This is a genomic window from Enterococcus sp. C65, assembly GCF_040887165.1.
Taxonomy (GTDB): domain Bacteria; phylum Bacillota; class Bacilli; order Lactobacillales; family Enterococcaceae; genus Enterococcus_B; species Enterococcus_B hirae.
In genome coordinates, this window is sequence record NZ_JBFOFG010000002.1 from 179,965 (window position 1) to 206,923 (window position 26,959).

Sequence of the window (26,959 nt, forward strand, 5' to 3'; positions counted from 1 at the left end):
GTTAAAAAGGAGAAGCGTAGCTCGATCTTCTGTTCTCTTTTTTCAAAAGAAAAAGTATGCTACAATGGAAGAAAATATGCGAACATATGTGTGTGAAAGAAAGAGGATAACAGATGTATGAATATCTTACAGGTGTAGTAACCTTTATCAATCCTTATTATTTAGTAATCGAAACAAATGGGATCGGTTATCAAATTGCATTAGGCAATCCCTATCGTTATAGTAGTAAGCTAAACAAAGAAATCAAACTTTACGTCCATCAGGTCATTCGAGAAGATGCACATCTTCTGTACGGATTTGATTCTTTAGAAGAAAAACAATTATTTTTAAGGTTAGTTAGTGTTTCAGGAATTGGACCAAAAAGTGCCTTAGCGATTATGGCTAGTGATGATCATTCAGGATTGATTCAAGCGGTTGAAACAGGGGATGTGACTTATCTGACCAAATTCCCTGGTGTGGGTAAAAAAACAGCTCAACAAATGATTTTAGATTTAAAAGGAAAATTTGGCGAATTAAGTATCGATACGCCCTTCAATTTATTTGATGAAAGTACAGCACAAGATGCGACGGCATTATCAGAAGCAATGGAAGCTTTATCAGCACTTGGATATAGTGATAAAGAGGTCAAGCGGGTCGAGAAACAACTAAAAGAAGTAGAAAATCTCACAACAGATGAATACTTACGCCAAGCTTTAAAATTAATGATGAAAAAATAAGGAGGGAAAATGATGACCGATGAACAGTTATTATCCCCTGAAACGGGCGAGAATGAATTAAGTTTAGAGAAGACCCTCCGCCCACGGTTACTTTCCCAATATATTGGTCAAAAGAAAGTGAAACAGGAACTCAAAATATATATTGAAGCTGCCCGTCACAGGGAAGAGCCGCTGGATCACGTTTTGTTATATGGTCCGCCGGGATTAGGGAAAACGACAATGGCAATGGTGATTGCGAATGAAATGGCAGTCAATATACGAACAACTAGTGGTCCCGCAATCGAGCGACCAGGAGATCTGGTTGCTATTTTAAATGAGTTAGAAGCTGGCGATGTTTTATTTATTGACGAAATTCATCGATTACCTCGTGTAGCAGAAGAGATGCTTTATTCTGCCATGGAAGATTTTTACGTTGATATAATGGTTGGACAAGGACCAACTGCTCATCCTGTTCATTTTCCTTTACCACCTTTTACATTAATTGGCGCAACAACTCGTGCAGGTATGCTTTCAGCGCCACTTCGTGATCGATTTGGGATCATTTCTCATATGGAATATTATGAAGAAGCTGATTTAAGAGAAATCGTGATTCGTTCTGCTGACATTTTTCAAACAGAGATCATCGAAGAAGGTGCACTGGAAATTGCTAGACGTTCAAGAGGAACACCACGGATTGCTAACCGCTTGTTAAAAAGGGTACGTGATTTTGCACAAGTACAGGGAGATGGCAAGATCAATCAAACTATTGCCGATCAAGCATTAACGTTGTTACAAGTCGATCAGGCAGGTTTGGATTATGTCGATCAGAAACTATTACGTACGATGATTGAATTATATGGTGGCGGACCGGTTGGATTGAGTACGTTATCTGTCAATATTGGTGAAGAAAGAGAAACTGTTGAAGATATGTATGAACCTTTTTTGATCCAAAAAGGTTTCTTGAAACGGACACCTCGTGGAAGGATCGCCACACCATATGCCTATGAACATTTTGGATACGATTATCAAGTATAAAAAAGGATACTTGAATCGACTGTCCATATAAATACTTTTTCAAGAAAATCGTAGAATGAGAAGTTTTTGTAAAGAAGATAGGAGATGATGAGATGGGCGATACACCGCATACTAAGCAATTGATTAAAAACGTATTGATTGATTTATGTCAAAAGCAGTCTTTTCAAAAGATCAGTGTACAGAAAATCGCCCATGAGGCAGGCATCAATCGCCAAACATTTTACTACCATTTTACAGATAAATACGATTTGTTGCGATGGGTATATTACGAAGATTGTTTATGCTATTTAGATCCTCATTCTCTTTCTTTAGACAACTGGGAAGAGCAAGCATTAAAAATGTTGAAGGCAATTGCTGCACAAAAAGAATTTTATGCGAACACTGTTACATCTGACCAAGAAATACTACAAAAAGAGTTTACTGCTGTTATCCAGCAATCATTTATTAAGATTTTTGATCAAATGGATGAAGAAAAGCAGTTATCAAAAGCGGACAAATTGTTTTATGCTCGTTTTTTTTCTTATGGATGTAGTGGGGTTCTAATCAATTGGATTACACATGATTACGAAGAGACGCCTCTAGAAATCGCCGTCCAATTGTTCCGCTTAGCCAAAGATACAGAATTATATTCCTATCGGTTGTATGCAAAAGAAGAGCTGGAAACAAATGATTAGAAGGAGAGCAAACATGACGAAAGTTTTATTTGTATGTCTAGGAAATATTTGCCGTTCACCAATGGCAGAAGGTTTGTTGAAGAAAATGGTAGCTGAAGACGGACAATCTGATCGATTTTTGATTGATTCTGTAGCGACAAGCACTTATGAAGTGGGGCGTTCACCTCATAAAGGAACAAAGAAAATTTTAGAAAATGAGAACGTGGATACGAGTCAAATGATTGCACGCCAAATCACAGAAGAAGATTTTCAACGATTTGATTGGATCATTGGCATGGATCAATCTAACGTAGAGAATTTACAACGGATGGCACCGACCGACGCACAACATAAGATCCATTTATTTTTAAGTCGGGTTCCTGGAAAAGAAACACAAAATGTTCCTGATCCATACTATACCGATAACTTTGACGAAACTTACCAATTATTGACTGAAGGGCTCAAGTATTGGATGCAAGAATGGAAAAAAGATAAATAAAATAACGATATATCTATATAGGTAACGCTTTCTTTTTGTTGCTCAGTATAGATAATATTCTTGTTATTTCGTTAAATCTTAGGTAGAATATAGTTAATTAAGTAACACTTTCTTAGCTAAAGGAGGAGTGCATTCAATGAACGAAGAAACAGTATCACCAATGAAGAAATTGACCAAGTTAGTCACGCATACGTCGTATCAGCTTTTTGATTCTTTTGTAAATGACACTGAAAAAATAGCAGAGAATGTACGTTTGCAAGGAAAGTTTGTTTTAGAGCTGCAAAAAGCAGCTACTCAACATAGTTTAGTGATTTTACAAGTAAGAGCCAATCGAAAAAGTAATAAGTACGAAACGATTTCAGGCTGGGTAGCTACAAAAAATGTTGAAAAAGAAGTAGTCATGATTCGCCTACAAAACAAGGAACAACAAATACGAATGGTTCCAATTGATCAAATCGAAAAAATCACCAGTCTTTCTCCAGCAGGAGATCAAGAGCGGTTATCTAAATAGAAGCAAAAAAAGCGATGGAATAGATTCTTCATTTTCCGTCGCTTTTTGCTTTTTTTCATATGATGTTGGCGAAGAGAAAACTTAAAATCAATACTAGAGCAGTACATAATTAAGTCATGAGGATAGATGGATTTTATCAATCAATAGAGAGGTGTTATGGGTGCCAAAGAATCGTTTGATTAATTATATGACCAAAAATTGGAAGATAGCCGGATGGAATATATTTGATTCTTTATTCCTTTCTGCAGCTGTAATCGTTGTTTCTTTAAATATAGTGTTCGTCCTATTTCCAGATTTGGATAACTATTATACAAACGCATTAAATTTATTTTTGATTGGTCTGATGATGGTGTTTGTTGGCTTGGGAGAATCAGTAAAATCTAAAGTTGGAAAACGAATCGATGTCTTAGTTGGCAGTGTTTGGGTAATTTATTTCTGCCTCTATTACTTTACAGGTTTTCATAATCCTACTTGGATGAATTGGCATTTTTTTTGATACGATAAAACGAAAACCAAGAATGATACTTTGAAAAATTGGTAAGACTATTAGGAATGACAAAAGCTGGCTAGTTGGTGATAGATAAACTAAAACACAAAATGGTTGAGACAAAACTATTTTTCAGGCTTGTCTCAGCCATTTCTAGTTCAATAAAAAAGTCCTGCTAGCCGGGGAGCTAGCAGGATAAGGAGTTAAAAATGAAAAAGTGTTGTTAGGGTTGTTTGTTGGTATGCTTATATATTACTCAGGAGTTGTGAATTTTTTGTGACGAAAGTTTTTGGAAGTTGGTAATTTTTTTAGGAAAATATATTTCTGCTAGCCATTTGACTAAATAGTTAAGTACATCCAATGGATTCATTCAAAAAGTAATTTTGTCAGTTATCTGTTGATTCTAATGACTTAGTAAAAAATTCAGAGCCGAAAATAGAAGTAAAATACACAGGTTCCTTCTTGTATATATAAATAGAGCATATTTGAAGCACTTTTCCACTGTTAGATGCAATCTAATAATGGAAAGTTACTTCAAATATGCTCTGTTCATTTCACAGAAGTGATGATAGTACACCGTTCCTTCTTTTAGAAGAATGATCGTCCTAGATGCCGTTACTCTACAACAGGTGTTTCTTTTTTAACCATACTCCAAATCAAGCCAATTACTAAACCAATCAATGCTGGGACGATCCAACCCATTCCTAATTTAAAGAATGGCAGATAATTCGTTGCGAAGTCTAACAACGTTTTGACAAAGCTGGTTTGCTTGATTCCGTCTGGGCAAGCATTTAAACCGTCTAAAATTGAAGCAATTAGTGTAAAATAAGTGGTCATGCGGTAAACAGCAGGACGTTGTTTAAACAATGGACCCACAAGAACGAGTAAGATCAAGGTCATTGCTAAAGGATAAATAAACATCAAGACAGGTAATGAAATTTGGATGATATTTGTCAATCCCACAGTAGCGACCAAACAAGCAAGTGCACTAGCTAGTGTCACAAATACAATGTAATTTCTTTTAGGAAACAGATCGGTAAAGGTTTCTGCGAAAGCAGTGATTAGTCCAATCCCTGTTTTTAAGCAAGCAAGGATCACAATAAGAGCGAGCAAGATACTGCCATAAGTTCCTAAATAATGATCTGCGATTTGCGCTAGTGCGATCCCGCCATTTGAACTTAAAGCAAATCCACCGAGACTCATTGTTCCCACATAAGCAAGTAATGTGTAGATGATTCCCATCAAAACGATACTGATTGCACCAGATTTGATCGTATCCTTAGCAATCTCAGAAGGCTTTGTTACACCCATATTGCGAATCGTAGTAACGATAAGGATACCAAATGCTAAGGCAGCAAGTGCATCTAACGTATTATATCCTTGAGTAAAACCAGTAAAGAAAGCATGTTCTTGATAACTAGGTTGGACAGTAGCTTGATCGATTGCACCCAATGGATGAATAAAAGCAAGTACCAACAAGATTCCTAGTAAAATCAAAAAGGCAGGATTAAGGAATTTTCCTACATAATCAAGGATTTTAGTAGGCCGTCTGGATAACCACCAAGCAGTGAAGAAAAATAAAATACTAAAAATAACTAAAAATACATGTTGTTGCTTGGCTTGGATAAATGGAGCTAAACCAATTTCAAAAGAGGTAGTTGCTAATCTTGGTAAGGCGAAAAACGGTCCGATGACGAGGTAAAGCAAAACAGTAAAAACCAAAGCATATTTTTTGCCGATCCGTTCTGCTAATTCATAAACCCCTGATGTTTTTGAAACACCGATGGCAATTACACCTAAAAAAGGTAGTCCGATCCCAGTTACTAAGAAGCCAAGATTGGCCCAGAAAACGGCAGAGCCAGATTCTTGTCCCATGTGAACGGGAAAAATCAAATTACCAGCACCAAAAAATAAACCGAATAACATTGAACCGATAAACATACTTTCTTTGAACGTCAATTTTTTTGTCATAGATTTCTCCTTTACTTATTTATACTTTTTTTAAAGTAACAAAAATAACGTAGTTTAGCAATGTTTTTCTAATCAAATAATGAGTATAAAGTATTGATCTTGAGTTGAAATAATCATTATATCCTGAGTGGTTCTGTGAGAGAGTAATTGAAGGGGAGATGTTCTATAAGTAATTGACCAAAAAATCTGGAGGCTGAGCCAAAACTTGCCTCAGTCGCTTCTAGAAGCTCTAAAACCGAATAAATGGTGAGACAAAAGTGGCATCTTCGGAAATTCCTTCTTATTCTTGATGCGAAACACTTTTGTCTCAATTTCATATTCTAAAGATTTTTTGCGGCTTATAAAAAAGAGAGTCCTAACATACTTTTATCAATCTATTTTTTTTTAGTATGGATTGTTGTCTGTATTTCAAAGTGATTGTTTCTCGTATTTCATTCGATAAATGATCAATAACCCAATAAACCAAACAGGAGTTAAGAGTAAAGCAATACGTGTGTCTTTGCCAAGAAATAAAACTAGACAAATGAAAATCATGTAGGCAAAAACAAGAAAATTACTATAAGGATAAAAAGGCATTTTGAACGTATGCTCTTTTTTACCTAACATACTTTTACGATATTTTAAGTGAGTGTAAACGAGTATTCCCCAGATAAATAAAAAGCAAGTAGTCGCAATACTGCTGACGAGTGTAAATACTTCACTAGGCATCACATAATTTAGGATAACGGAAATAAAAATCACAATAGTTGAAAAAACTAACGCATTTCCTGGTACACGGTGAGAAGTCAACTGACGGAATTTTTTAGGCGCGCTACCTTCTTGTGAAAGAGAGCGTAACATACGTCCTGTACTGTAGATCGCGCTGTTACAAGCAGAAGCCGCAGCACTCAATACGACTAAATTAATCAAAGATGCGGCTATGGTGATCCCAATTTCTGAAAACACTTCGACAAATGGGCTGTTGTTCGCATCTAAGCTATTCCAAGGATAGATAGACATGATAACGAACAAAGAACCAAGGTAAAAAAGAATGATTCGAATAGGAATATTATTGATAGCTTCGGGTAAGACTTTTTCAGGGTTTTTGGTCTCACCAGCAACCAAACCGACTAATTCGATTCCTGTAAAGGCAAATGTGACCATCTGAAAGGAAAGAATGAATCCTTTCGTACCAGTTGGGAAAAAGCCGCCATGTGACCAGAGATTGGTGATACTAGCAGGTCCAGCACTTGTTTTGTAATGGGTAAGAATCATGTAAATACCAACGATAATAAATGCAATAATGGAAACGACTTTGATCAAAGCAAACCAAAATTCTAATTCACCAAATAGTGAAACAGCCACCATGTTTAAACCAAGCAGTAAAATCAGAGCGATCAATTCAGGAAGCCATTGTGGGACTCCTGGAACCCAGTAACGGACATACATCCCGATCGCTGTCAAATCCGCCATAGCGATCGCAACCCAACAAAACCAATAAGTCCAACCTGTTACGAAAGCAACTTTTTTTCCAAGATATTCTGCAACAAAATCAAGAAATGAATGATTATTTGTATTAGATAATAAAAGTTCACCTAAGGCACGCATAATAAAGAAGCAAACGCACCCGGTAATAAGATAAGCCAGTAAAATAGAGGGACCAGCTAATTGAATCGTTTTTCCTGCTCCTAAGAAAAGACCTGTTCCGATCGCACCACCAATCGAAATCAATTGAACGTGTCTATTCTTAAGTCCACGCTGTAGTTCTTGTTGCTCTTCAACCATTGTTTAATCATCCTAACTAAAAAATTTGATAATTTCTATATTAATAGAATTTTCTAAAAATTACAACTTAATTCAGAAAATATTCAAAAATTCATTTTCAAACAAATGCAATCAGACCAATCAATCTAAGAAGAGAGGGCTGATCGACTGATGAATTAATGAATGGTGTTCAAATAGATTGCAGATAAACATGAGAAAATAGTGAATCATTTCCCAAAAAAGGAAAAGCCTTTATCAAAACGAACCTGTCGTTTCGGATAAAGGCTTTCTTCTATTTTTTTAAGATACGTGATAAAAACTCTTTGGTACGTTCTTCTTTTGGATGAACAAAAATATCATCAGAGGTTCCTTCTTCAGCAACAACACCTTTATCCATGAAGATGACACGATCAGAAACATCTTTTGCAAATTCCATTTCATGTGTCACGATAATCATCGTTAAACCAGTGTGAGCTAGGTCTTGAATGGTATTCAATACTTCTCCGACCATCTCAGGATCAAGTGCTGATGTTGGTTCATCAAATAACATTACATCTGGGTCCATTGAGAGGGCTCTAGCGATTGCCACACGTTGTTTTTGACCGCCTGATAATTGAGAAGGTTTGGCTTCAATATAACGTTCCATTCCAACTTTTTCTAGATTTTCAAGAGCGACTTTACGAGCTTCGTCTTTGTTTCTTTTTAAGACAGTCGTCTGACCAGACATACAGTTTTCTAAGACATTCATGTTATTGAAAAGATTGAACGATTGGAATACCATTCCGACATTTGTTCGATATTTAGGCAAGTTATATTTTGGCGCAAGAATATTTTCGCCATTATACATAATTTCGCCACCAGTAGGTTTTTCTAAAAGGTTGATGCAGCGTAAGAAAGTTGATTTACCAGAGCCAGAAGAACCAATGATGGTTACAACTTCACCTTTATGGATATCCATGCTGATGTCTTTTAATACTTCATTTTCACCAAAGCTTTTTCTTAAATGATTGATTTTAATGATTTCTTCACTCATGATTCTTCCTCCTTATTCCTGCAAGTTGGCGTTGTCAACTTCTTCAATTTTTGTATAGGCTGAAGGACCATCGATTTTTTTCTCCACTACACGCAAGATTCTGGTAATCGTAAAGGTCATAACCAAGTAAATGATACCTACGATTGTAAATGTTTGGAAGAATTGGAAGTTTGCTCCTGCAGCAGAGTTTCCTTGGAAGAATAGATCAGCTACACCAATAACACTTAAGACTGCTGTATCTTTGATATTGATAACAAATTCATTCCCGGTCGCAGGTAAGATGTTACGTAAGACCTGAGGAACAACTACTTTTCGCATTGTTTGTCCATGTGTCATACCAATTGCTTGCGCTGCTTCAAATTGTCCTTCATCGACAGCGAAAATACCACCACGGACGATTTCAGTCATATAAGCACCGGTATTGATCGATACAATGAATAAGGCAGCAATCGTACGATCAAGGGAGATTCCAAAGGCTAATGCTAATCCGTAAAAGACGACCATAGCTTGAACCATCATTGGTGTTCCACGGAATATTTCAATATAAATCGATAGTAGTAAATTTGCTAACTTTTGGAAGAAACGTGTCACGGCATTGTCAGACTCAGGAATAGAACGGAAAACACCGATCAACAAGCCTAAGGTAGTTCCAATAACTGTCCCAATCAATGCAATAAATAACGTAAGTCCTGCACCACGAAGGAACATATTCCCATATTGATCCCAAATCGTTTTGAAATCAGTGAACAAACCAGCTTTTTCTCCCTCTGTATTTGTTGAAGCGGGTTGATCTTTGATTGCTTGATCCATAATTTCTGTACGTTCTTTTTGAGAGATACCGCTAAGAATTTGGTTAACTTTTTGGATATCTGGGTCACCTTTACGCATTCCAATAGCGATTTGGACATCTTCAGGATTTGTTTGAAAACCATTCTGACCAGTAAATTCTAACATTTTTAAATCTTTATTGACGCTAGTTGCTGTTACCCCTTCAGGTCGTTCGCTGACATAACCATCAATCATACCTGAAGCAAGAGCGGTACGCATCGCAGAGAAGTTATCCATTGCTTGTTGCTTTTGCACATCAGGAATTTGATCGATGACATTATAATGGAAAGTATTCAATTGAGCAGTAATCTTAGCATTTGATAGATCCGCCAAACTTTTTGCATTGGCATATTTACTATCTTTTTTGACGACTACAACAAGTTGTGATTCATAATAAGGATCGGTAAAATCAATTTCTTTTTTACGTTCTGCTGTGGGGCTCATCCCAGCAATAATCGCATCGATTTTGCCAGATTGTAACGCAGGGGCTAATCCATCCCATTTGGTTTGCATGATGACTAATTTTTTCCCTAATCCATCCGCAACTTTTTTGGCAATTTGGACATCATAACCACCAGCATAGCTTTTTTGACCTTGGATCGGTACAGCGTTGTGGGCATCTGTTTGCTGTGACCAGTTGAAAGGGGCATACCCCGCTTCCATACCTACACGGAACTCATCTGTTGGTGTTTTCTCATCGGCATTCACGAAACTTCCTACAGGGAAGAATGAAAAAATAAATGCCATCAATAGGGTAAGTGTAACTGAACTTTTTTTCATAATCTTTCTCCTTTTCTTTTTACACATACGGCTCGACGATTTCATCAGGAATGAAACGGGCGAAGTTCCGCTTCAGCTAACTTAATTTTACTGTCAGATAGACGTACTTATCAAATTAACTGTTTACGCATAATTTTTTTACGAGCGGTTAAACAAATGCGTTGCAGTAGCTTATCAGGAGAAATAAAAAACGACCGCTTCAAGAATATAAAAGGGTCGCTAACATTTCACAAAAGTGATAAACCTCTCACAAAACATAGCGCAACTTAGCATCACTGCTAAGACAGTCCACAAGCTCTTAACTTGTGTCCCAACGTAAACTTCAAGCAAAGAAGAGTACATTTCGGCGATCTTCCCTAGTCCTGCTTCACGGTGTTTGCTTCACTCCACAGGGTTAATGATTCTCGCGACCTCTACCTCATTGATTGAGGTATCTCGTATTCAGTTATTTATACAAAAAATAGTTTACGATAGACAAAGCACTTTGTCAATCTATAACAGAAGTTTTCTTGTGAAGTATTGATAGCTATAGAAAATTTCTATAATTATACAAAAAATAAGAAAAATGATATTCAAAAAGAGCGAGAGTTGTAAAAGAATAATTATTCATTAAATAAATAAAAATTAGGACACGAATCTATTTAAGTGTCCTAATTCCTACTTATTATATAAAATAAAGCAGTCGAAAAGATGAGCTGCTTAGCAATAGCTGACCCGATCAATCATTTTCGATCCTGGCTTTCTGTTTATTATGCTGTTTTACTAACTACTTTTTTTTCACGACCTAAGATTGCTTGAAGAATAATCGTTACGCCATAAATAGCCAATATTAGATAAATCAGACTTGAATATTGAGTGATTCCCCAACCCCATGTTCGGAAAATAACTAAGGTAATCGCTAAAACGATCGCAGCAAGTACATTGAAAAATGCAAATGCCCAAAGATTTCCATTTTCTTTACGAGCAAGGTAAAAAATTGAAAAATAAATACTTAATGCTAACCAGGCGATACAAGCTAAAATCACGCCCCAGTAAATAATGGATGGTACCATACCAACTCACCTCACTTTTGTTCTATATGCTTGGTTTATCGTACTATTAGATAGCAATAGTGATGATCATACCGAAGAATCTAGCAGTATTGTAGCACGTTTTCATTGGTTTGTCAGTCTATATTGTGAGATGTTTCTCAAAAAATGAAATCGTTTGAATAAAAAGTACGATCAATCAATAAACGAAAGATAGATGTATAATAAGAGAGAGGTGAAAGGAAATGAAAAAAGTAACCGTTGAAGAAGCGGTAGCAACAATAGCCACTAGTTCAAAAATCACTTTCCTAACTGGCGCTGGGGTATCAACGCCTTCTGGTATTCCCGACTATCGATCGTTAAAAGGAATCTATCATGGATTGGAACAACCCGAATACCTTCTAAGTCATGAAGCAATGAACAATGAGCCACAAAAATTTTATTCATTTGTGAAAAAAATCTATCATCCAACAGCAAGACCAAATATTATTCACTTAGAAATGACAAAGTTAGCCTCAAAAAAGCAAGTTTGGGTAGTTTCCCAAAATATCGATGGATTACATGAAAAAGCGGGAAGTCCAAAACTTGTGAATTTTCACGGAAATCTTTATCATTGCTATTGTAGGAAATGTGGGAACACCGTTTCTTGGGAAACCTATTTACAAACAGATCAACATGCAACATGTGGGGGACAAATTCGACCAGATATCGTGTTGTATGGGGAGGGATTTAATGATGAAGTCATAGAGCGAGCAACATCGGCTGTTCAACAAGCAGAGTTGATCGTCATCGTCGGAACGAGTTTTCAAGTACACCCGTTTTGTGACTTAATCCAATTTCGTAATACGAAGTCTCAAATCTTAGTAATCAACCAAGAGCCAATCCAGTTAGACCAAGAATATGATTTTCTGCAAACGGACGGTGCTATAGTATTTGAAAAATTATCAAAAGGAGCAAATTATGACCATTAGAACAGAAAAAGAAAAAATGATTGCTGGCGAATTATATTTTGCTAATGATCCGGAATTGGTAGCGGATCGTCAATACGCAAGAAGCCAAAGTACGATCATCAACCAAGCAGAAACAGCAGAGCTACGTTCTCAATTACTAAAAGAAACCTTTGGAAAAACGGGAGAAAAAATCTACATGGAGCCAACGATCAATTTTGATTATGGTTACAATATTTGTGTAGGTGAAAACTTCTATGCGAACTACAACTGTACATTTTTAGATGTAAGTACGATCGAAATCGGCGACAATTGCATGTTTGCGCCAAATGTTCAACTTTATACAGCCACTCATCCACTTCATCCAGTGAAAAGAAATAGTGGCTTAGAATATGCGAAACCAATCAAAATTGGTCATAATGTCTGGCTTGGTGGTGGTGTGATCGTTACGCCAGGTGTTACGTTAGGAAACAATGTCGTAGTTGGAGCGGGTTCTGTTGTAACTAAATCTTTTCCTGATAATGTAGTGATTGCAGGCAATCCTGCTCGAGTAATCAAAAAAATATTAGAAGATCAACAACCAGAAAAACTTGAAGACTTACGTCAAACAATCGATCAGATTGATCAACAAATCGTCAAATTACTAGAAAAACGTATGGACACGGTAACGAAAATTGGCGAAGCCAAACAAGCAACGAAAAAAGCAGTCTATGACGAAAAAAGGGAGCAAGAAGTATTAGAAAAAATCGCTAGTCGGTTAGAAAATACGAAATATAAAGAAACGATCACAGCGACATATATCGATCTTATGAAACATTCTCGTGATTATCAAAATGAATTGAATGGGGAGAAAGTGGATGATTGATGGAGAAGCACGGCGCAAAGAGATTCTGCATACCCTGGCAAATGAAGAAAAACCGGTCAGTGCCAGCAAATTCGCTTCACGTTTTCAAGTGAGCCGTCAAATCATTGTCGGAGATATTGCGTTGTTGAGAGCATCAGGTGCGACTATTATTGCAACGGCAAGGGGTTACGTTCTTGAAACCAATGAAACACAGAACGGCTTAGTGAGCAAGATTGCTGTCCAACATGGTCGTGAGCAAACAGAAGAAGAGTTACGCTTGATCGTTGAAGCTGGTGGCGAAGTTTTAGATGTCATTGTAGAACATCCCTTATATGGTGAGTTGACAGGCATGCTTCATATCCAAACAACTCAAGAAATTGAATTGTTTATGAAACGCTATAAAAAAAGTAATGCTACGTTGTTATCTGAGCTGACCGATGGGATTCATCTGCATACCATCCGTTATCCAGATACTAATGTGTTGAGGACGATTAAGCAACAGTTGATAAAAGCAGGAATTCTCTACGAAGGCTAATGAAGAGCAGAGTAGTCTGGGATGAATATATAAGAACATTAAATAATAAATAACTGGTATGATTTGTCCATTTATGAATCGTACCAGTTATTTTATTTTTTTGAAAAAATAAGTGTTCGACTATTTTATTTATAAATTACAATAATACGGAATATGAATAATTCAAGCACTATTCTTCTACATAATAAAAAAATAGTGGGAACCAAGTTTAGCAATAGATGTTTTTAATACATACTAAAGTAAAGGAGTTAAACCAAATGGATAAATTCACTAGCAAAACAGTTCAAGGTAATGGGGAAAAGGCTAAAGTCACAGCAAACATCCAAGAAAACGCAGAAGTGAAAGACCAAAAAGAAGTAAATTCCAATATGCCTTTTATCCAGCAAAAAATAGAAGAAATTTTCACTTTACAATGGGGAATTCAAGAAGTAGGACAAAAATTAGAACAAAGATTTGTACAAGAATTAGCAGCAAAACAAAGCTTCATTAGCCTCTGTAAAAAAAATCAGAATCAGAATATTGAGGAAATTAGTAACAAATTCAACGAGTTAAACAAAACAAGTGGAATAGTCAATCCAATTCCGACTTTCATCAATCAAAAGTTAGAAGAAACTTTCCTATTGAACAAGCGTATTCTGGAAATACATGACACAACAGAAATAGATAGTAAGTCAAAGAAATCAATGATTGAGAACTTAGAAAATTCGAAGGATAAGCTTATGGATCAATTAATTAAGAAAGTTAGTGAAGAATTCAACGAACTAAGAATGGATAAATCAATTAGCGAAACAGTTCAAGGCAATGATGAAAAGGCTGAAGTCACAGCAAACATCCAAGAAAACGCAGAAGTGAAAGACCAAAAAGAAGTAAATTCACCAAATAATCTACTGAAAACAAGTGGGACAGTAAATACAAATATGCCTTTTATCCAGCAAAAAATAGAAGAAATTTTCACTTCACAATGGGGAATTCAAGCAATAGGACAAAAAGGAGAACAAGTATTAAATAAATCAAGATTTGACCGCGTTACATACTTTAAAAACCAGAAGAATCAGAATATTGAGGAAATTAGTAACAAATTCAACGAGTTAAACAAAACAAGTGGAATAGTCAACCCAATTCCGACTTTCATCAATCAAAAGTTAGAAGAAACTTTCCTATTGAACAAGCGTATTCTGGAAATACATGACACAACAGAAATAGATAGTAAGTCAAAGAAATCAATGATTGAGAACTTAGAAAATTCGAAGGATAAGCTTATGGATCAATTAATTAAGGAAGTTAGCGAAGAATTCAACAAATTAACAAAAGAACAATCAAAACAGACATTAAGAAGCATGAAAGAAATACAAAAGGTAAAAAACACAAGACAAAATCCTTTATCTAAAAGGGCAAACTCTTCACCACAAAAAGCAGAACCAGATCAAAAGAAGTCAAGATAGTAATATAAGTTGCAATAACATTGAATATGAATTATTCAGGTACTATTTTTCTACATACTAAAGTAAAGGAGCTAAAACAAATGGATAAATCAACTAGCGAAACAGTTCAAGGAGATAGTGAAAAGGCTAAAGTCACAGCAAACATCCAAGAAAACATAGAAGGAATTTTTATATTTGACGAAGTGATTCGAGAAACTCAAGAAATGGTAAGAACAAAGGAACTGATAAGATCAGGAGAATCACTGATTGCGATCTTAATAAATCGAAAGGAACAGTATATTAAGGAAAATAGCAGAAACCTCAACGAATCAAAAAAAGAACAAACACAACAGGCATCAAGTAACATGAAAGAAATGAAAAAGGTAAGAAATACAAATAAAAAGCCTTCATTGCTAAAGGTAATGTTCAATAAACTAATGAGAAGGTCAAAAAATAAGGACAAAAAAGAAGTAAATTCACCAAATAATCCAATAGAACCAAGTGGAATTGAAAATACGTCTTTACTCAAACAAAAGATAGGAGAAATTTTCATATTTGACGAAGTGATTCGAGAAACTCAAGGAAAGGAACTGACAGAATCAGGAAAAAAAGTGAGTGAGTACGTAAAAAATCAGAAGAATCAGCTTATTGAGGAAATGAGCAAAGAATTCAATGAATCAGACAAGGCAAGTGGAATCGAAAACCCCGTTTCGTCTTTAATCAATCAAAAATTAGAAGAAAATTTTGAGGCGAATCAATTCGTTCAAAAATACGAAAAAGATGTAAGCACACATACTTCCGCAATGGTACTATCGATTAAGTTATTAAAAAATAAGAAGTATGCTATTGAGGAAACTATTGGAAAAATCAACGAATTAAAAAAACAACCACAACAGACATTAAAAAGCATGGAAGAGGTACAACAGGTAAAAAATACAAGTCAAAATCCTTTATCTAAAAGGGCAAACTCTTCACCACAAAAAGCAGAACCAGATCCAAAGAAGTCCAAGATAATGCAACAAGTAGGCCAACCGGATCAAAGTCGGTCATGATATCTGAAATGGTTAAGGTAAGATCGTTACACTAAGAGAATAATATTGTAGTACAAGAGTTTACGTACTTGAAACTAATGAAACAAAGAACGGCTTAGCGAGGAAAAGAGTTGCCTGGGCTGAATATATAAGAACATTAAATAATAAATAACTGGTATGATTTATCCATTTACGAATCGTACCAGTTATTTTATTTTTTGGGAAAAGAAGGAAGAAACTAGTTTCATTTTTTAAGTAAAATGGGACAATAGGAAGTTTTGCAGCTGAATTTATTTTTTGATTCTACTTTTTTACAGAAGTATTCGTGACATAAATAAAATATAGGAGTTGAAGCGCATGATAGGATGGATCTATCAGTTTGGAAACGTGATTCGCTTTTTGGATGATGAAATTAGCGTAAATTTAAAGCAAGCTAACTTACGAATAGCAACATTCAATGCATGTTCAAATAAAAATCAGACTGAAATAAGCCTCCTAAATAAATCGGAGGATCCTCAATCTAAGCTAATAAAAGAACAATCTCAACGCTTGTCTATGAAAAATTATGTACAGAAAGATATTAGTTATCTATCGAAAGAAAAGCTTGCTGAATATGCAAATATAGCAGAACAGCGAATCATCGAATGAAAGACAAAGAATTCTGGAGATAAAGTACTGGAACAACAAACTAGTTTTTGGAAGGAGTACAATAAAGTTGCTATCTGAATTAAAGAGTATTGAAATGTTGGAAAAGCGGAAAAGAAATATAATAGAATCCCCCTTTTTATACGAACAAAGAACTGTTGAACAAACGATCAGTTGGATCGATGACCACTGGGGATCGTTTTTCGATAGAAGTGAGCGTACAAAGAATCTCTTAAAAAAAAATCTTACCATTTGTCAAGAGGATCTAGAATTTAGAGCACAAGCAGATAAGCTACAATTTGAGATAAATCAACGACCTGTTTCAGAAATAAATGCGTTTTTAAGAGCAGTGGCAGAACGAATAGTTAAAATACAAACAAAACTACAAGAAATCGAATTAAACTCTTCTGAATTTGACTGGCGGCCCCCATATTCTGCAAAAAAAGAATTAGAGAAGTGGAAAAGTTTCGTGGTGGAAATATACAAGTCGCAGGCTGTTCTGATACAACCTTATCTATATGATAAAAATACAGTTGAGGATAAAATAAAACAATTGCCGAGTAATAATGCCACACTCTTTAATTTGATGGCTAGAAAAAGATGCGAGAAAGATCTTGCGTTACGATCTGAAGCAGAAACAATAATTGAAAATATAAAATGCAAAACTACTCCAGAAATAGTACATGTATTAAAAAAAATAGAAGGTCAAATTGAAAAAATTAAAGTTGGAATCAATAAATTAAAAGTATCAAATTCTGAATTAGAGACAGAAATTACTAAAAATCAATTAATGCAAAAAGATGAGCTAATAGGAGAACGCAAAGATCAATTAAAAATCTTGACTCAGCAACTTCGTGCTCGGCGAGAGAATCAATGCTATACGCAACAGAATGGAGAAAAACAGTTAGACAAATGGATGAAAATGATCGATGAAATAGAACGTTGGGCAAAAACAAACAAGATAGACCTAACGAAGGTGGAAAAGAATCTGACGTTAAGCCCAGCTCCAGAGAAACAAGGGCAGAAAAAGATAGTAGAATGCATAACTAGAGAGGGGAGTAAACTTAAACGACAAGAAGAAAAAGTGGGAGAAAATGGACATAGTAAAAACAGAAACCAGTTTAATGAACAACGAACACATCGCTGATTCTTAGTAATATAAAAAAGGAGTGGGGCTCCCCACGTCAAAAAGCAACATCTTCGAAAAAATGAGTAGCGATTTCCGAAGATGTTGCTTTTTAGTTCAATTTCTTACGAGTCATTTAGATTGAAATACAACTTTCAATCATTTTTATTCAATCACCAATACGCCTTCTTTAAGGGCAAATGGATTCTTTTCGTTGATATGGTCGTAGAACATCACGCCGTTGATATGATCAATTTCGTGTTGGACAACGATTGCCTCATAATTTTTCAAGCGGATTTTATGTTTCTCGCCATTCATATCTGTATAAGAAACCGTGATCTTAGCGTGGCGGACTACGTAGCCAGGTACTTCTCGGTCAACAGATAAACAGCCTTCTCCTTCGCCAAGGCAAGCATCTTGAACTGAGTGACTAAGGATTTTTGGATTATACATTACCGTACTTAGCGTGGGTTCTGTTACTTCTGGATCAGGGCTTGGCACGTGTACAGCAATGATGCGTTTAGAAATATCTAGTTGAGGAGCAGCTAAACCAACCCCTCCACGTAAGTTTAATTCTTCCGCTTTGATTGGATCTTGGCTATTTTTCAGGAATTCGAGCATTTCTTTTCCTAGGTCGATATTTTCTTTGCTTAATGGGAGAGCAACTTCTTCAGCTACTTCCCGCAAAGTAGGATTTCCTTCACGGATGACATTATCCATTGTGATCATGGAATATGTACCCCTTTCTTTTTAGACAGTTACACGTCTATTTTCGCATTATAGTTTAACATAAAATTTAAAAAGTAGGAGAAAGTTTGTTTAAAAACTAAATTTTCTTAATGATTCTTCACTTGATTTCTCCCGTAGATTCAGGTAAAGTATAGCTGTATGCGTAAGGCATATCGCCTGTTACTTGGTTAAGCGAATCACCAACGTTTTACTCAGTCACAGGGGAATAATCGAAAGAGGTGAAAGAAATGGCAATTTCAAAAGAACGTAAAAATGAAATCATCAAAGACTATGCACGCCATGAAGGGGATACTGGTTCTCCAGAAGTACAAATCGCTGTATTAACGGAAGAAATCAACCACTTGAATGAACATGCACGTATGCATAAAAAAGATCATCATTCATACCGTGGCCTAATGAAAAAAGTTGGTCACCGTCGTAACTTGTTAGCTTACCTACGTAAGACTGATGTACAACGTTACCGCGAATTGATCAAACGCTTAGGTCTACGCCGTTAATTTTGACAAAAAGAGTGGGGTTCAAATGAATCTCACTTTTTTTACTGTAATACCTAATACAACCATTCTCGAAAAAAGCATGATAGACTCCTACTAACCAAATGAAAGCTGGATAAGCGACGTTTGGCGGTTTTCATTTGTTTAGTAGCGTCTTGCTTTCACGAGAAAGAAAAGGAGTAATTATGTCAGAAAAACAAATATTCAAAACGACATGGGGAGGCCGTCCCTTACAAATCGAAGTCGGTCAATTAGCAAAACAAGCGAACGGAGCAGTTTTAGTTCGCTATGGAGATACTGTAGTTTTAAGTGCGGCAGTTGCTTCAAAAGAAGCAAAAGATACTGACTTCTTCCCGTTGACGATCAACTATGAAGAAAAGATGTATGCTGCCGGTAAAATTCCTGGAGGATTTATCAAGCGTGAAGGTCGTCCAAGTACAGAAGCAACTTTAACGGCTCGCTTGATCGACCGTCCGATCCGCCCAATGTTTGCGGATGGCTTCCGTAACGAAGTTCAAGTAACCAACATCGTGATGAGTGTTGAAACAGATTGTTCACCTGCGATGGCTGCAATGCTAGGTTCTTCTTTAGCATTATCAATTTCAGATATTCCATTTGATGGACCAATTGCTGGTGTCGAAGTCGGCCGTGTGAATGGCGAATATGTCTTGAATCCAACAGTTGAACAAGCGGAACAAACAGATATTGAATTAAGTGTTGCAGGTACAAAACAAGCAATCAACATGGTTGAAAGTGGTGCGAAAGAAGTTTCTGAAGAAGATATGCTTGGAGCATTACTATTTGGTTTTGATGCAATCAAAGAATTAGTTGCTTTCCAAGAAGAAATCGTCCAAGCTGTCGGCAAAGAGAAAATGGAAGTTTCTTTGTTACAAGTAGATGCAGATTTGAAAAAAGAAATCTTTGATGCTTCTTATGCTACGATGAAAACGGCTGTTATGACAGAAGAAAAACTAGCTCGTGAAGACAATATCGAACAAGTAAAAATCGATATTCGTGAAGCTTATGCCGAAAAATTTATCGGGCATGAAGAGGAAGATCAATTACTAAAAGAAGTAAAACAAATTACTGAGGACTTAGAAAAAGATGTAGTTCGTGAATTGATCACGATCGACAAGATTCGTCCTGATGGGCGTAAATTGGACGAAATCCGTCCACTAGCTTCAGAAGTAAGCTTGTTGCCACGGGTGCATGGTTCAGGTTTGTTTACTCGAGGACAAACTCAAGCATTATCTGCTTGTACCCTTGCGCCACTAGGTGAACACCAAATTATTGATGGACTGGGAGTAGAAGTTAGCAAACGATTTATCCACCATTACAACTTCCCACAATTTTCTGTTGGTTCAACAGGGCGTGCGGGGTCACCTGGTCGTCGTGAAATCGGACATGGTGCTTTAGGCGAACGTGCGCTAGCACAAGTGATTCCTTCAGAAGAAGATTTTCCTTATACAATCCGTTTAGTGGCAGAAGTTTTAGAATCGAATGGTTCTTCTTCACAAGCAAGTATCTGTGCGGGGACATTAGCATTGATGGATGCCGGTGTGCCAATCAAAGCACCAGTTGCAGGGATTGCAATGGGACTTGTTTCAGATGGCGAAAACTATACGATTTTAACAGATATCCAAGGATTAGAAGATCATCTGGGAGATATGGACTTTAAAGTGGCTGGAACTAAAGACGGGATAACTGCTCTACAAATGGATATTAAGATCCAAGGGATTACGGAACAAATCCTAAAAGAAGCGCTAGCCCAAGCAAAACAAGCACGTATGGAAATCTTAGAAGAATTGACTTCAACGATTGCAGCACCTCGTGAAGAATTAAGCCCATATGCACCGAAAATCGAAATGATCCAAATCGACCCTGCGAAGATCAAAGATGTAATCGGTAAAGGTGGCGACACAATCAATGGTATCATTGAAGAAACTGGTGTGAAAATCGATATCGATCAAGATGGTAAAGTAAGTATTGCTTCATCTGATAAAGAAATGATCCAAAAAGCAATCAAGATCATTGAAGACTTAACCAAAGAAGTAAAAGTCGGTGAGGTTTATCTAGGAAAAGTAGTTCGTATTGAAAAATTTGGTGCTTTCGTTAACTTGATCAAAGGAAAAGACGGATTGGTTCACATCTCTCAACTTTCAAATGACCGTGTCAATAAAGTAGAAGATGTAGTCAAATTGGGTGATGAAGTTCTTGTCAAAGTAACTGAGATTGACAAACAAGGTCGCGTAAATCTTTCTAGAAAAGCGATGTTAACAGAAGATGGTTCTGAAAAAGAAACAAAATAACCGTTCAAACGATAAAATAGCAAAAAGAGTAATCTGAAGGGTGAAATGCCTACGCCAGTGAAAAATACTTGTTTTTGCTACATTGAAAAAGAAGGAGTGAGACAATGTCTTACTCCTTCTTTTTATAGCTAAAATCCCTATGGAAAGTTTACTTGGATAAAAGCTATTCATAATCTTTGGTCTAATTTTCAAAATAACGTAAAATAAAGGTGTATTTTTTAAGGAGGGAACGAGATGCTTTATTTTTTTCTGACTTTGATCGTTGGTGGCGTTTTAGGTCTGTTCGCTGGATTGATCTTAAATGAGGATGTACCTGGCGGTGTCACTGGAAATGTAGTGATCGGCTTTTTAGGAAGTTGGTTAGGAGAATTTGTTCTTGGTGAATTAGGTCCCTCGATCAAAGGATTCTACCTCATCCCTTCATTGCTAGGAGCTCTTTTTTGTCTCGGTGTGTATTCATTTTTAGCAGACTATATCCGTCGACATTACTAAATGAAATCTTGTATAATGATTTGACACTTCGTAGGAGTCTCTAGTTAAGTAAATCACATGAAATAAAAGATCAATGATTTGTGAAGAAAATACGATAGTGAACGAAAGTAGAAAAGAGGGGGACAATTGACAACAAAACACAACACTAAAAAAATTTCAATGGCTGGTCTATTAGTTGCGATGGGCGTAGTTTACGGAGATATTGGAACGAGTCCACTATATGTAATGAAGGCCATCGTAGAAGATAACGGAGGACTACGAGGTATCAATCCTGAATTTGTCCTTGGTTCGGTGTCATTGATTTTTTGGACACTAACATTACTTACCACAATCAAGTATGTGGTGATTGCGTTAAATGCCGATAACCACGGTGAGGGTGGGATTTTTTCTTTATATACACTAGTCAGGAAAGGGAGTAAATACTTGATCGTACCAGCAATGATCGGTGGAGCTGCTCTACTTGCTGATGGAGTATTGACCCCAGCGGTGACTGTCACGACAGCAATCGAGGGGTTAAGAGGTATCCCACAATTTTTTGATCGATTCGGTAACAATCAAAATATTATTGTCATTATTACATTAGTCATCATTTTCGTATTATTTATGGTTCAACGATTCGGTACCGAGATAGTAGGAAAAGCGTTTGGTCCGATCATGTTTTTATGGTTTACTTTTTTAGGTGTGATGGGTTTAATAAATTTCAGCCAAGACTGGACGGTGATCCGAGCGTTGAACCCCTACTACGCGATTCGCCTACTTTTTAGTCCAGACAATCGATTAGGTCTCTTTATTTTAGGAAACATCTTTCTGGCTACGACAGGGGCGGAAGCATTGTATTCTGACTTGGGGCATGTGGGGAAATTAAATATCCGTTTAAGTTGGCCTTACGTTAAACTTTGCTTAGTATTGAATTACTTCGGACAAGCGGCTTGGTTACTGAATATTTATCAAAATCAAGAGGTGCAACAAATCAATAATCTCAATCCATTTTTCCAAATGTTACCTAAAGGTTGGTTGATTATTGGCGTTGGGTTTGCTACGATCGCTGCGGTCATTGCTTCACAGGCTTTGATTACTGGATCATTTACATTGGTATCAGAGGCGATTAAGTTAAAACTCTTACCACGCTTGAAAATCATGTATCCAGGAAACAGTATCGGTCAGATGTATATTCCCGCGGTTAATTTGATTTTATGGTTGGCTTGTTCGTTGATCGTGGTTACTTTCCGAACATCACATCATATGGAAGCAGCCTATGGACTTTCAATTACTGTCACGATGTTGATGACGACGGTACTTCTTTATTTCTATTTAATCCAAAGCAACTATTCCAAATGGTTCGCCTGGATTGTGTCTTTCTTTTTTGGTGCGATCGAGATCATCTTTTTCATCTCAAGTATCGTGAAGTTTTTCCACGGAGGGTTTGTTGCGGTGTTGATGGCGATCATTATTTTAGCTGTCATGTTCATTTGGGAACAAGGAAATATCATCCGTGAGTCTGCTGCGGAAGATGTGGCATTAAAAGATTACATTCCACAATTAGCGGAATTAAGAGATGATCACTCATTGCCACTTTATCAAACTAATGTGGTGTTCTTAGTACCAGATATGGCCGAAGGAAAAGTTGGTAGACAATTTGTCTACTCGATTCTGGACAAACGACCAAAAAGAGCACGTGTATATTGGTTCGTACATGTGGAAGTGACGGATGAACCTTATACGAAAGAATACCAAATCGATATGATGGATACTGATTTTGTCGTACAAGTGAATCTCTTCTTAGGATTCAGAGTACAACAAGAAATCAATGTCTATGTTCGTCAAATCATTCATGATTTGATGAAACAAGGAAGATTACCAAAACAACCGCAGACTTACTCGTTAACTCCGGGAAGAGAAGTCGGTGATTTCCAATTTATCTTGATTGATGAAGTGATCTCAAATGTGACGACTCTCAGCAAATGGGAACGACAAATCATGCAAGCAAAACTTGCAATTAAAAAAATTGCGACCACGCCAGAAACTTGGTTTGGTTTAGAGTATAGTGAAGTAAAGCATGAAACAGTACCATTACTAATTGGTGTAACAAGAAAAACGTGGTTAAAAGAACGGAAAAATTAAACTTTAGCGAATAAAGTATTTACGTGAGGTTGTGACAGAAGTGTCTAGCTTTGAGAAATAAGCCGAAGAATCCGAAAATAGTTTCTCATATTTTTGGAATTCTTCGGCTTATTTCCGATAGAGCTACTTCTAGAACACCGTTTATTCATTTTTAGAGCGAAGAGTAAACTTTATGTCCCAGTCCCACTATTTTTAGTGATTAACGTTGTGGAGAGGTTTTATCTTTTTCCGTATTACTTGAAGGCTCGTTAGGAATACTATTTATGGCTTTTTCTGTCAAGTTTTTTATGCAAGATTTATTATGTAAGTCATTTTCCACTGTATTTGGTTTTATGTAAGTATTATAGATATAATCTTTCATATTGTTTCGTGTTTGTGGATCATTTTGGGTACTTGATAGTTTGTCTCTATTTTTGTTGGAATTCGCTATAATATTTGTTTGATTTGCTTCAATTATCTTTTTTGTTATAGTTTCTCGATCCTTTATTTCTGGCGAGTCAAGGTTAGCCATGATAAGTTTGATACTTATGGGCGTATAGCTTAATTCAGCTAAACATTCTAAGGTTTTGCTTAATTCACCTGTGTTAAGCATTTCTTTGAAATTGTCAATAGTTTTCAGTAACTCCTTGTTGGATGAAAAATCGGTTGACTTCTTTGATTTAGAAGCGTTAATTATTTTTTCTGTTTCAGCTATTCGATTGATTGATTTTGGTAACTGAAGGTTAGTCGTGATCATTTTGGTGACCGCTTTTCCATAGCCGAATGTAGCTAGAGCAGCTAAAGTTTCTGTTGGTCCATGAACTTTAAGCATCGCATTCCATATGTTGATAGTATCTAGTAACCTATCTTTGGATATGAACACCTCGGCGGTAGTGCTTTTGTTTGAAGGAAGAACTAGCTTTTTCATAGATGTTCGATTGCTTGGTTTTGGTAACCGAAGCTTATCCGCAATCAATTTGATGTCCGAATTTTTATAGTTGAATGCAGTTAAAGTCTCTAAAGTTTCGTTTTTTCCGTAAACTTTAAGCATTGCCTTCCATGCGTTAATTGTGTTTAGTAATTCCTGGTTGGATGAAAAATCGGTCGTTTCATTTGATTTATCCACATTATTTGGCATAAAATGATCTCCCTTAAATTATTTTTTATTTAAATTCATTGTAAAGTAATGATTCGGATATAGGAGATTTTTTTTTTCTTTAATAAGAATTTTTTGGTTTTTTAACAAGAGTTTGCAAGATGTTCACTAAAGTCTAGTAAAAGTTGCCTCTTCTTATTTAAGAATGACAAATATTGCGAAAGTAAAAGAAAAAAATGACATTTAATCACTGATTTATCAATCGTATTTATCAGATAGTTATCGCAAAAATGAAAAGAAAAATCAAAAGTAGGAGACCTTATGTGAAGAAAATCGATCGTTTAAAAAGACGAAGGAGTTGTTTTTTAACCTATTTTCCCAAAAAAATTCAAAAAGAGGTACAATGGACATGAAAAGAGAGGTGGGAAGTTATGGTACTTAATTTTGCCATATTATTTTTGATGATTGCGGTGACTTCTTTTTTTGTAGCTAGTGAATTTGCATTAGTTAAAATCAGACGTTCACGCTTAGAACAATTAGAAAGAGAAAATGTAAAGAATGCCAAATTAGCATTACATGTCACGCATCATTTAGATAACTACTTGTCGGCTAGTCAATTAGGAATTACCTTGACTGGGTTGATCATTGGTTGGGTTGGTGAAGGCTCAGTGGCGGCGTTACTGGAGCCTTGGATCGGTCGATTGCCGTTTAGCTCAGCATTGAGCGGAACGATTTCTGTTGCGTTAGGGTTTATCTTAGTGACATATATCGATGTGGTGATCGGTGAACTTTTACCTAAAAGTTATAGTATCGTGAATACAGAGCAAGTGGTCTTATTTGTTGTACGTCCGTTGCATTATTTTTATAAAGCAATGTTTCCTTTTATTTGGGTGTTGAATCATTCTGCTGCGGCTTTAGGAAAAGTATTAGGTGTGAAATTAGTTTCAGAAGGAGAAGAGACATTATCTCAAGAAGAATTGACGTTAGTGGCTATGAATTCTTATGAAAAAGGAGAGTTGACGAAAGAAGAGTACTATTATTTAGAAAATGTCTTTGAATTTGATGATACGTTGGCAAAAGATATCCAAGTGGATCGAACCTCTATGCAGGTTTTTGAAGCTGGTGAGACAGTGAAAGATGCAATTCAAGCTTCTATTCAAAGAGGTCATACCCGCTATCCAGTTATTTCTGGGTCAAAGGATCACATCCTTGGCTATGTTACTTTACCAGATTTGATTAAGCAGTCGTTTAAAGACGATCAATTAACAGTGGACGAGTTGGTGGAAGAACCAATCGTTACTTCAGAAACGATCCCCATCAAAAAATTATTGACGATCATGCGTAAAAAAGGAAAGCATATTGCTATTTTAAAAGATGAGTACGGAGGAACGAGTGGTTTAGTGACGATTGAAGATATTTTAGAAGAAATCGTGGGGGAAATTCGGGATGAAACGGATTTGGATGAAGCTTTGATAGCGAAACAAGCAGATGGGAGCTATATTGTTTCAGGAAAATTGACGTTAGATGATTTTGGTCGTTATTTCCACGTTACGATCCCTGAATTTGAAGAGTCTACTTTTATCACACTATCTGGATTTATGTCGAACCATGAAAAAAACATCAAGACAGGTACAGTGATCCAAATTGATTCTTTTCAATTTACGGTGTTAGAATATAACCATACGCATGTGGACTATTTTAAAATCAAAAAACAAGAAATAGCAGAAAACAGTATCGATTCGAATAAAACAGAATGAAGAATCTGGGATAAACAAAATCCTACATTTCGCGATCAAAAAAAATGAGAGAAGTAAGACACAACATTCTAACCACTACCAAAAACGAATAAACCGATGTTTACACTTTCTTTTTGTCCCTTAGTCGGAAGCTTCCTACTCATTTTGGT

Annotated in this window: 25 protein-coding genes and 1 riboswitch; of the genes, 18 read left to right on the forward strand and 7 right to left on the reverse strand. The window is 36.3% G+C overall.

The window, feature by feature from the left end; translation table 11 throughout:
• The first annotated feature begins 113 nt into the window (after positions 1 to 113).
• From ruvA to AB3I12_RS02990, 6 genes are all read left to right on the forward strand, one after another.
• Entirely contained in the window at positions 114 to 716 is a 603-nt protein-coding gene (gene ruvA, locus AB3I12_RS02965) for a Holliday junction branch migration protein RuvA (protein ID WP_010720373.1), read from the forward strand.
• A gap of 12 nt (positions 717 to 728) precedes the next feature.
• The gene (ruvB, locus tag AB3I12_RS02970; RefSeq protein WP_010720372.1) at positions 729 to 1,730 is read left to right on the forward strand and encodes a Holliday junction branch migration DNA helicase RuvB; all 1,002 of its coding nucleotides are present in this window, start codon (positions 729 to 731) and stop codon (positions 1,728 to 1,730) included.
• A 92-nt stretch (positions 1,731 to 1,822) separates the two neighbouring features.
• Entirely contained in the window at positions 1,823 to 2,404 is a 582-nt protein-coding gene (locus AB3I12_RS02975) for a TetR/AcrR family transcriptional regulator (RefSeq protein ID WP_010720371.1), read from the forward strand.
• 13 nt (positions 2,405 to 2,417) lie between these two features.
• Positions 2,418 to 2,882, forward strand: coding sequence for a low molecular weight protein-tyrosine-phosphatase (locus tag AB3I12_RS02980; RefSeq protein ID WP_063626426.1), 465 nt, complete (start codon positions 2,418 to 2,420; stop codon positions 2,880 to 2,882).
• Positions 2,883 to 3,018: 136 nt separating this feature from the next.
• Positions 3,019 to 3,393, forward strand: coding sequence for a hypothetical protein (locus AB3I12_RS02985; protein ID WP_010720369.1), 375 nt, complete (start codon positions 3,019 to 3,021; stop codon positions 3,391 to 3,393).
• Between the two features lie 160 nt (positions 3,394 to 3,553).
• Entirely contained in the window at positions 3,554 to 3,889 is a 336-nt protein-coding gene (locus AB3I12_RS02990; protein ID WP_063626427.1) for a hypothetical protein, read from the forward strand.
• A gap of 606 nt (positions 3,890 to 4,495) precedes the next feature.
• Here AB3I12_RS02990 and brnQ read toward each other — a convergent pair.
• The 5 genes from brnQ to AB3I12_RS03015 form a co-directional block, all read right to left on the reverse strand.
• Positions 4,496 to 5,851, reverse strand: coding sequence for a branched-chain amino acid transport system II carrier protein (brnQ, locus tag AB3I12_RS02995; RefSeq protein ID WP_010736841.1), 1,356 nt, complete (start codon positions 5,849 to 5,851; stop codon positions 4,496 to 4,498).
• Between the two features lie 408 nt (positions 5,852 to 6,259).
• Positions 6,260 to 7,615, reverse strand: a complete 1,356-nt coding sequence (locus AB3I12_RS03000; protein ID WP_034698690.1) for an amino acid permease — start codon at positions 7,613 to 7,615, stop codon at positions 6,260 to 6,262.
• Between the two features lie 271 nt (positions 7,616 to 7,886).
• Positions 7,887 to 8,627 carry an amino acid ABC transporter ATP-binding protein gene (locus tag AB3I12_RS03005; RefSeq protein ID WP_010720365.1) on the reverse strand — a complete coding sequence of 247 codons (741 nt, stop codon included), beginning with the start codon at positions 8,625 to 8,627 and terminating at the stop codon, positions 7,887 to 7,889.
• Positions 8,628 to 8,639: 12 nt separating this feature from the next.
• A complete protein-coding gene (locus AB3I12_RS03010; RefSeq protein ID WP_063626428.1) occupies positions 8,640 to 10,235 on the reverse strand; it encodes an ABC transporter permease subunit in 1,596 nt (531 codons plus the stop codon).
• A gap of 249 nt (positions 10,236 to 10,484) precedes the next feature.
• A riboswitch (Lysine riboswitch) is annotated at positions 10,485 to 10,659 on the reverse strand.
• Between the two features lie 325 nt (positions 10,660 to 10,984).
• Positions 10,985 to 11,287 (reverse strand): hypothetical protein, encoded by a 303-nt coding sequence (locus AB3I12_RS03015; protein WP_010736843.1) that lies wholly within the window; start codon positions 11,285 to 11,287, stop codon positions 10,985 to 10,987.
• A 221-nt stretch (positions 11,288 to 11,508) separates the two neighbouring features.
• Between AB3I12_RS03015 and AB3I12_RS03020 the strand changes: the two genes are divergently transcribed.
• The 7 genes from AB3I12_RS03020 (at position 11,509) to AB3I12_RS03050 (ending at position 17,833) form a co-directional block, all read left to right on the forward strand.
• The gene (locus AB3I12_RS03020) at positions 11,509 to 12,234 is read left to right on the forward strand and encodes an NAD-dependent protein deacylase (RefSeq protein ID WP_063626429.1); all 726 of its coding nucleotides are present in this window, start codon (positions 11,509 to 11,511) and stop codon (positions 12,232 to 12,234) included.
• Entirely contained in the window at positions 12,221 to 13,075 is an 855-nt protein-coding gene (locus tag AB3I12_RS03025) for a chorismate mutase (protein WP_231105554.1), read from the forward strand. Before AB3I12_RS03020 ends, AB3I12_RS03025 begins: the two co-directional genes overlap by 14 nt.
• Positions 13,068 to 13,589 carry a transcription repressor NadR gene (locus AB3I12_RS03030; protein ID WP_034698694.1) on the forward strand — a complete coding sequence of 174 codons (522 nt, stop codon included), beginning with the start codon at positions 13,068 to 13,070 and terminating at the stop codon, positions 13,587 to 13,589. The genes AB3I12_RS03025 and AB3I12_RS03030 overlap by 8 nt, the downstream gene beginning before the upstream one ends.
• 257 nt (positions 13,590 to 13,846) lie before the next feature.
• Entirely contained in the window at positions 13,847 to 15,031 is a 1,185-nt protein-coding gene (locus AB3I12_RS03035; RefSeq protein WP_063626431.1) for a hypothetical protein, read from the forward strand.
• Positions 15,032 to 15,111: 80 nt separating this feature from the next.
• Positions 15,112 to 16,062 (forward strand): hypothetical protein, encoded by a 951-nt coding sequence (locus tag AB3I12_RS03040; protein WP_063626432.1) that lies wholly within the window; start codon positions 15,112 to 15,114, stop codon positions 16,060 to 16,062.
• A 336-nt stretch (positions 16,063 to 16,398) separates the two neighbouring features.
• Entirely contained in the window at positions 16,399 to 16,689 is a 291-nt protein-coding gene (locus AB3I12_RS03045) for a hypothetical protein (RefSeq protein WP_231105526.1), read from the forward strand.
• Positions 16,690 to 16,756: 67 nt separating this feature from the next.
• Positions 16,757 to 17,833, forward strand: coding sequence for a hypothetical protein (locus AB3I12_RS03050; protein WP_231105527.1), 1,077 nt, complete (start codon positions 16,757 to 16,759; stop codon positions 17,831 to 17,833).
• 144 nt (positions 17,834 to 17,977) lie between these two features.
• Here the strand turns inward: AB3I12_RS03050 and def are convergent, their stop codons facing one another.
• The gene (def, locus tag AB3I12_RS03055; RefSeq protein WP_368015502.1) at positions 17,978 to 18,541 is read right to left on the reverse strand and encodes a peptide deformylase; all 564 of its coding nucleotides are present in this window, start codon (positions 18,539 to 18,541) and stop codon (positions 17,978 to 17,980) included.
• 248 nt (positions 18,542 to 18,789) lie between these two features.
• On the opposite strand from def, the gene rpsO reads away from it, so the two are divergent.
• The 4 genes from rpsO to AB3I12_RS03075 all read left to right on the forward strand — a co-directional run bounded on the left by rpsO (position 18,790) and on the right by AB3I12_RS03075 (position 23,978).
• Positions 18,790 to 19,059, forward strand: coding sequence for a 30S ribosomal protein S15 (rpsO, locus tag AB3I12_RS03060; protein ID WP_010720353.1), 270 nt, complete (start codon positions 18,790 to 18,792; stop codon positions 19,057 to 19,059).
• 182 nt (positions 19,060 to 19,241) lie between these two features.
• On the forward strand, positions 19,242 to 21,365 hold the full coding sequence (pnp, locus tag AB3I12_RS03065; protein WP_063626433.1) for a polyribonucleotide nucleotidyltransferase: 2,124 nt from the start codon (positions 19,242 to 19,244) through the stop codon (positions 21,363 to 21,365).
• A 234-nt stretch (positions 21,366 to 21,599) separates the two neighbouring features.
• On the forward strand, positions 21,600 to 21,857 hold the full coding sequence (locus AB3I12_RS03070; protein WP_010720351.1) for a GlsB/YeaQ/YmgE family stress response membrane protein: 258 nt from the start codon (positions 21,600 to 21,602) through the stop codon (positions 21,855 to 21,857).
• Between the two features lie 126 nt (positions 21,858 to 21,983).
• Positions 21,984 to 23,978, forward strand: coding sequence for a KUP/HAK/KT family potassium transporter (locus AB3I12_RS03075; RefSeq protein WP_010736848.1), 1,995 nt, complete (start codon positions 21,984 to 21,986; stop codon positions 23,976 to 23,978).
• Positions 23,979 to 24,177: 199 nt separating this feature from the next.
• Here the strand turns inward: AB3I12_RS03075 and AB3I12_RS03080 are convergent, their stop codons facing one another.
• Positions 24,178 to 25,095 (reverse strand): hypothetical protein, encoded by a 918-nt coding sequence (locus tag AB3I12_RS03080; protein WP_063626434.1) that lies wholly within the window; start codon positions 25,093 to 25,095, stop codon positions 24,178 to 24,180.
• 389 nt (positions 25,096 to 25,484) lie between these two features.
• On the opposite strand from AB3I12_RS03080, the gene AB3I12_RS03085 reads away from it, so the two are divergent.
• Complete coding sequence (locus AB3I12_RS03085; protein WP_063626435.1) at positions 25,485 to 26,810, forward strand: hemolysin family protein; 1,326 nt, start codon at positions 25,485 to 25,487, stop codon at positions 26,808 to 26,810.
• The last annotated feature ends 149 nt before the right edge of the window (positions 26,811 to 26,959 follow it).

What these genes read in the sequence shown, in the direction of transcription:
- pnp (WP_063626433.1), top strand. Translation starts at nt 19,242, where the DNA reads ATGTCAGAAAAACAAATATTCAAAACGACATGGGGAGGCCGTCCCTTA.
- AB3I12_RS03080 (WP_063626434.1), bottom strand. Translation starts at nt 25,095, where the DNA reads ATGCCAAATAATGTGGATAAATCAAATGAAACGACCGATTTTTCATCC.
- rpsO (WP_010720353.1), top strand. Translation starts at nt 18,790, where the DNA reads ATGGCAATTTCAAAAGAACGTAAAAATGAAATCATCAAAGACTATGCA.
- AB3I12_RS03015 (WP_010736843.1), bottom strand. Translation starts at nt 11,287, where the DNA reads ATGGTACCATCCATTATTTACTGGGGCGTGATTTTAGCTTGTATCGCC.
- ruvA (WP_010720373.1), top strand. Translation starts at nt 114, where the DNA reads ATGTATGAATATCTTACAGGTGTAGTAACCTTTATCAATCCTTATTAT.
- AB3I12_RS03005 (WP_010720365.1), bottom strand. Translation starts at nt 8,627, where the DNA reads ATGAGTGAAGAAATCATTAAAATCAATCATTTAAGAAAAAGCTTTGGT.
- ruvB (WP_010720372.1), top strand. Translation starts at nt 729, where the DNA reads ATGACCGATGAACAGTTATTATCCCCTGAAACGGGCGAGAATGAATTA.
- AB3I12_RS02980 (WP_063626426.1), top strand. Translation starts at nt 2,418, where the DNA reads ATGACGAAAGTTTTATTTGTATGTCTAGGAAATATTTGCCGTTCACCA.
- AB3I12_RS03000 (WP_034698690.1), bottom strand. Translation starts at nt 7,615, where the DNA reads ATGGTTGAAGAGCAACAAGAACTACAGCGTGGACTTAAGAATAGACAC.
- AB3I12_RS03010 (WP_063626428.1), bottom strand. Translation starts at nt 10,235, where the DNA reads ATGAAAAAAAGTTCAGTTACACTTACCCTATTGATGGCATTTATTTTT.
- AB3I12_RS03045 (WP_231105526.1), top strand. Translation starts at nt 16,399, where the DNA reads ATGATAGGATGGATCTATCAGTTTGGAAACGTGATTCGCTTTTTGGAT.
- AB3I12_RS03085 (WP_063626435.1), top strand. Translation starts at nt 25,485, where the DNA reads ATGGTACTTAATTTTGCCATATTATTTTTGATGATTGCGGTGACTTCT.
- AB3I12_RS03030 (WP_034698694.1), top strand. Translation starts at nt 13,068, where the DNA reads ATGATTGATGGAGAAGCACGGCGCAAAGAGATTCTGCATACCCTGGCA.
- AB3I12_RS03070 (WP_010720351.1), top strand. Translation starts at nt 21,600, where the DNA reads ATGCTTTATTTTTTTCTGACTTTGATCGTTGGTGGCGTTTTAGGTCTG.
- def (WP_368015502.1), bottom strand. Translation starts at nt 18,541, where the DNA reads ATGATCACAATGGATAATGTCATCCGTGAAGGAAATCCTACTTTGCGG.
- AB3I12_RS02985 (WP_010720369.1), top strand. Translation starts at nt 3,019, where the DNA reads ATGAACGAAGAAACAGTATCACCAATGAAGAAATTGACCAAGTTAGTC.
- AB3I12_RS03040 (WP_063626432.1), top strand. Translation starts at nt 15,112, where the DNA reads ATGGATAAATCAACTAGCGAAACAGTTCAAGGAGATAGTGAAAAGGCT.
- AB3I12_RS02975 (WP_010720371.1), top strand. Translation starts at nt 1,823, where the DNA reads ATGGGCGATACACCGCATACTAAGCAATTGATTAAAAACGTATTGATT.
- brnQ (WP_010736841.1), bottom strand. Translation starts at nt 5,851, where the DNA reads ATGACAAAAAAATTGACGTTCAAAGAAAGTATGTTTATCGGTTCAATG.
- AB3I12_RS03035 (WP_063626431.1), top strand. Translation starts at nt 13,847, where the DNA reads ATGGATAAATTCACTAGCAAAACAGTTCAAGGTAATGGGGAAAAGGCT.
- AB3I12_RS03020 (WP_063626429.1), top strand. Translation starts at nt 11,509, where the DNA reads ATGAAAAAAGTAACCGTTGAAGAAGCGGTAGCAACAATAGCCACTAGT.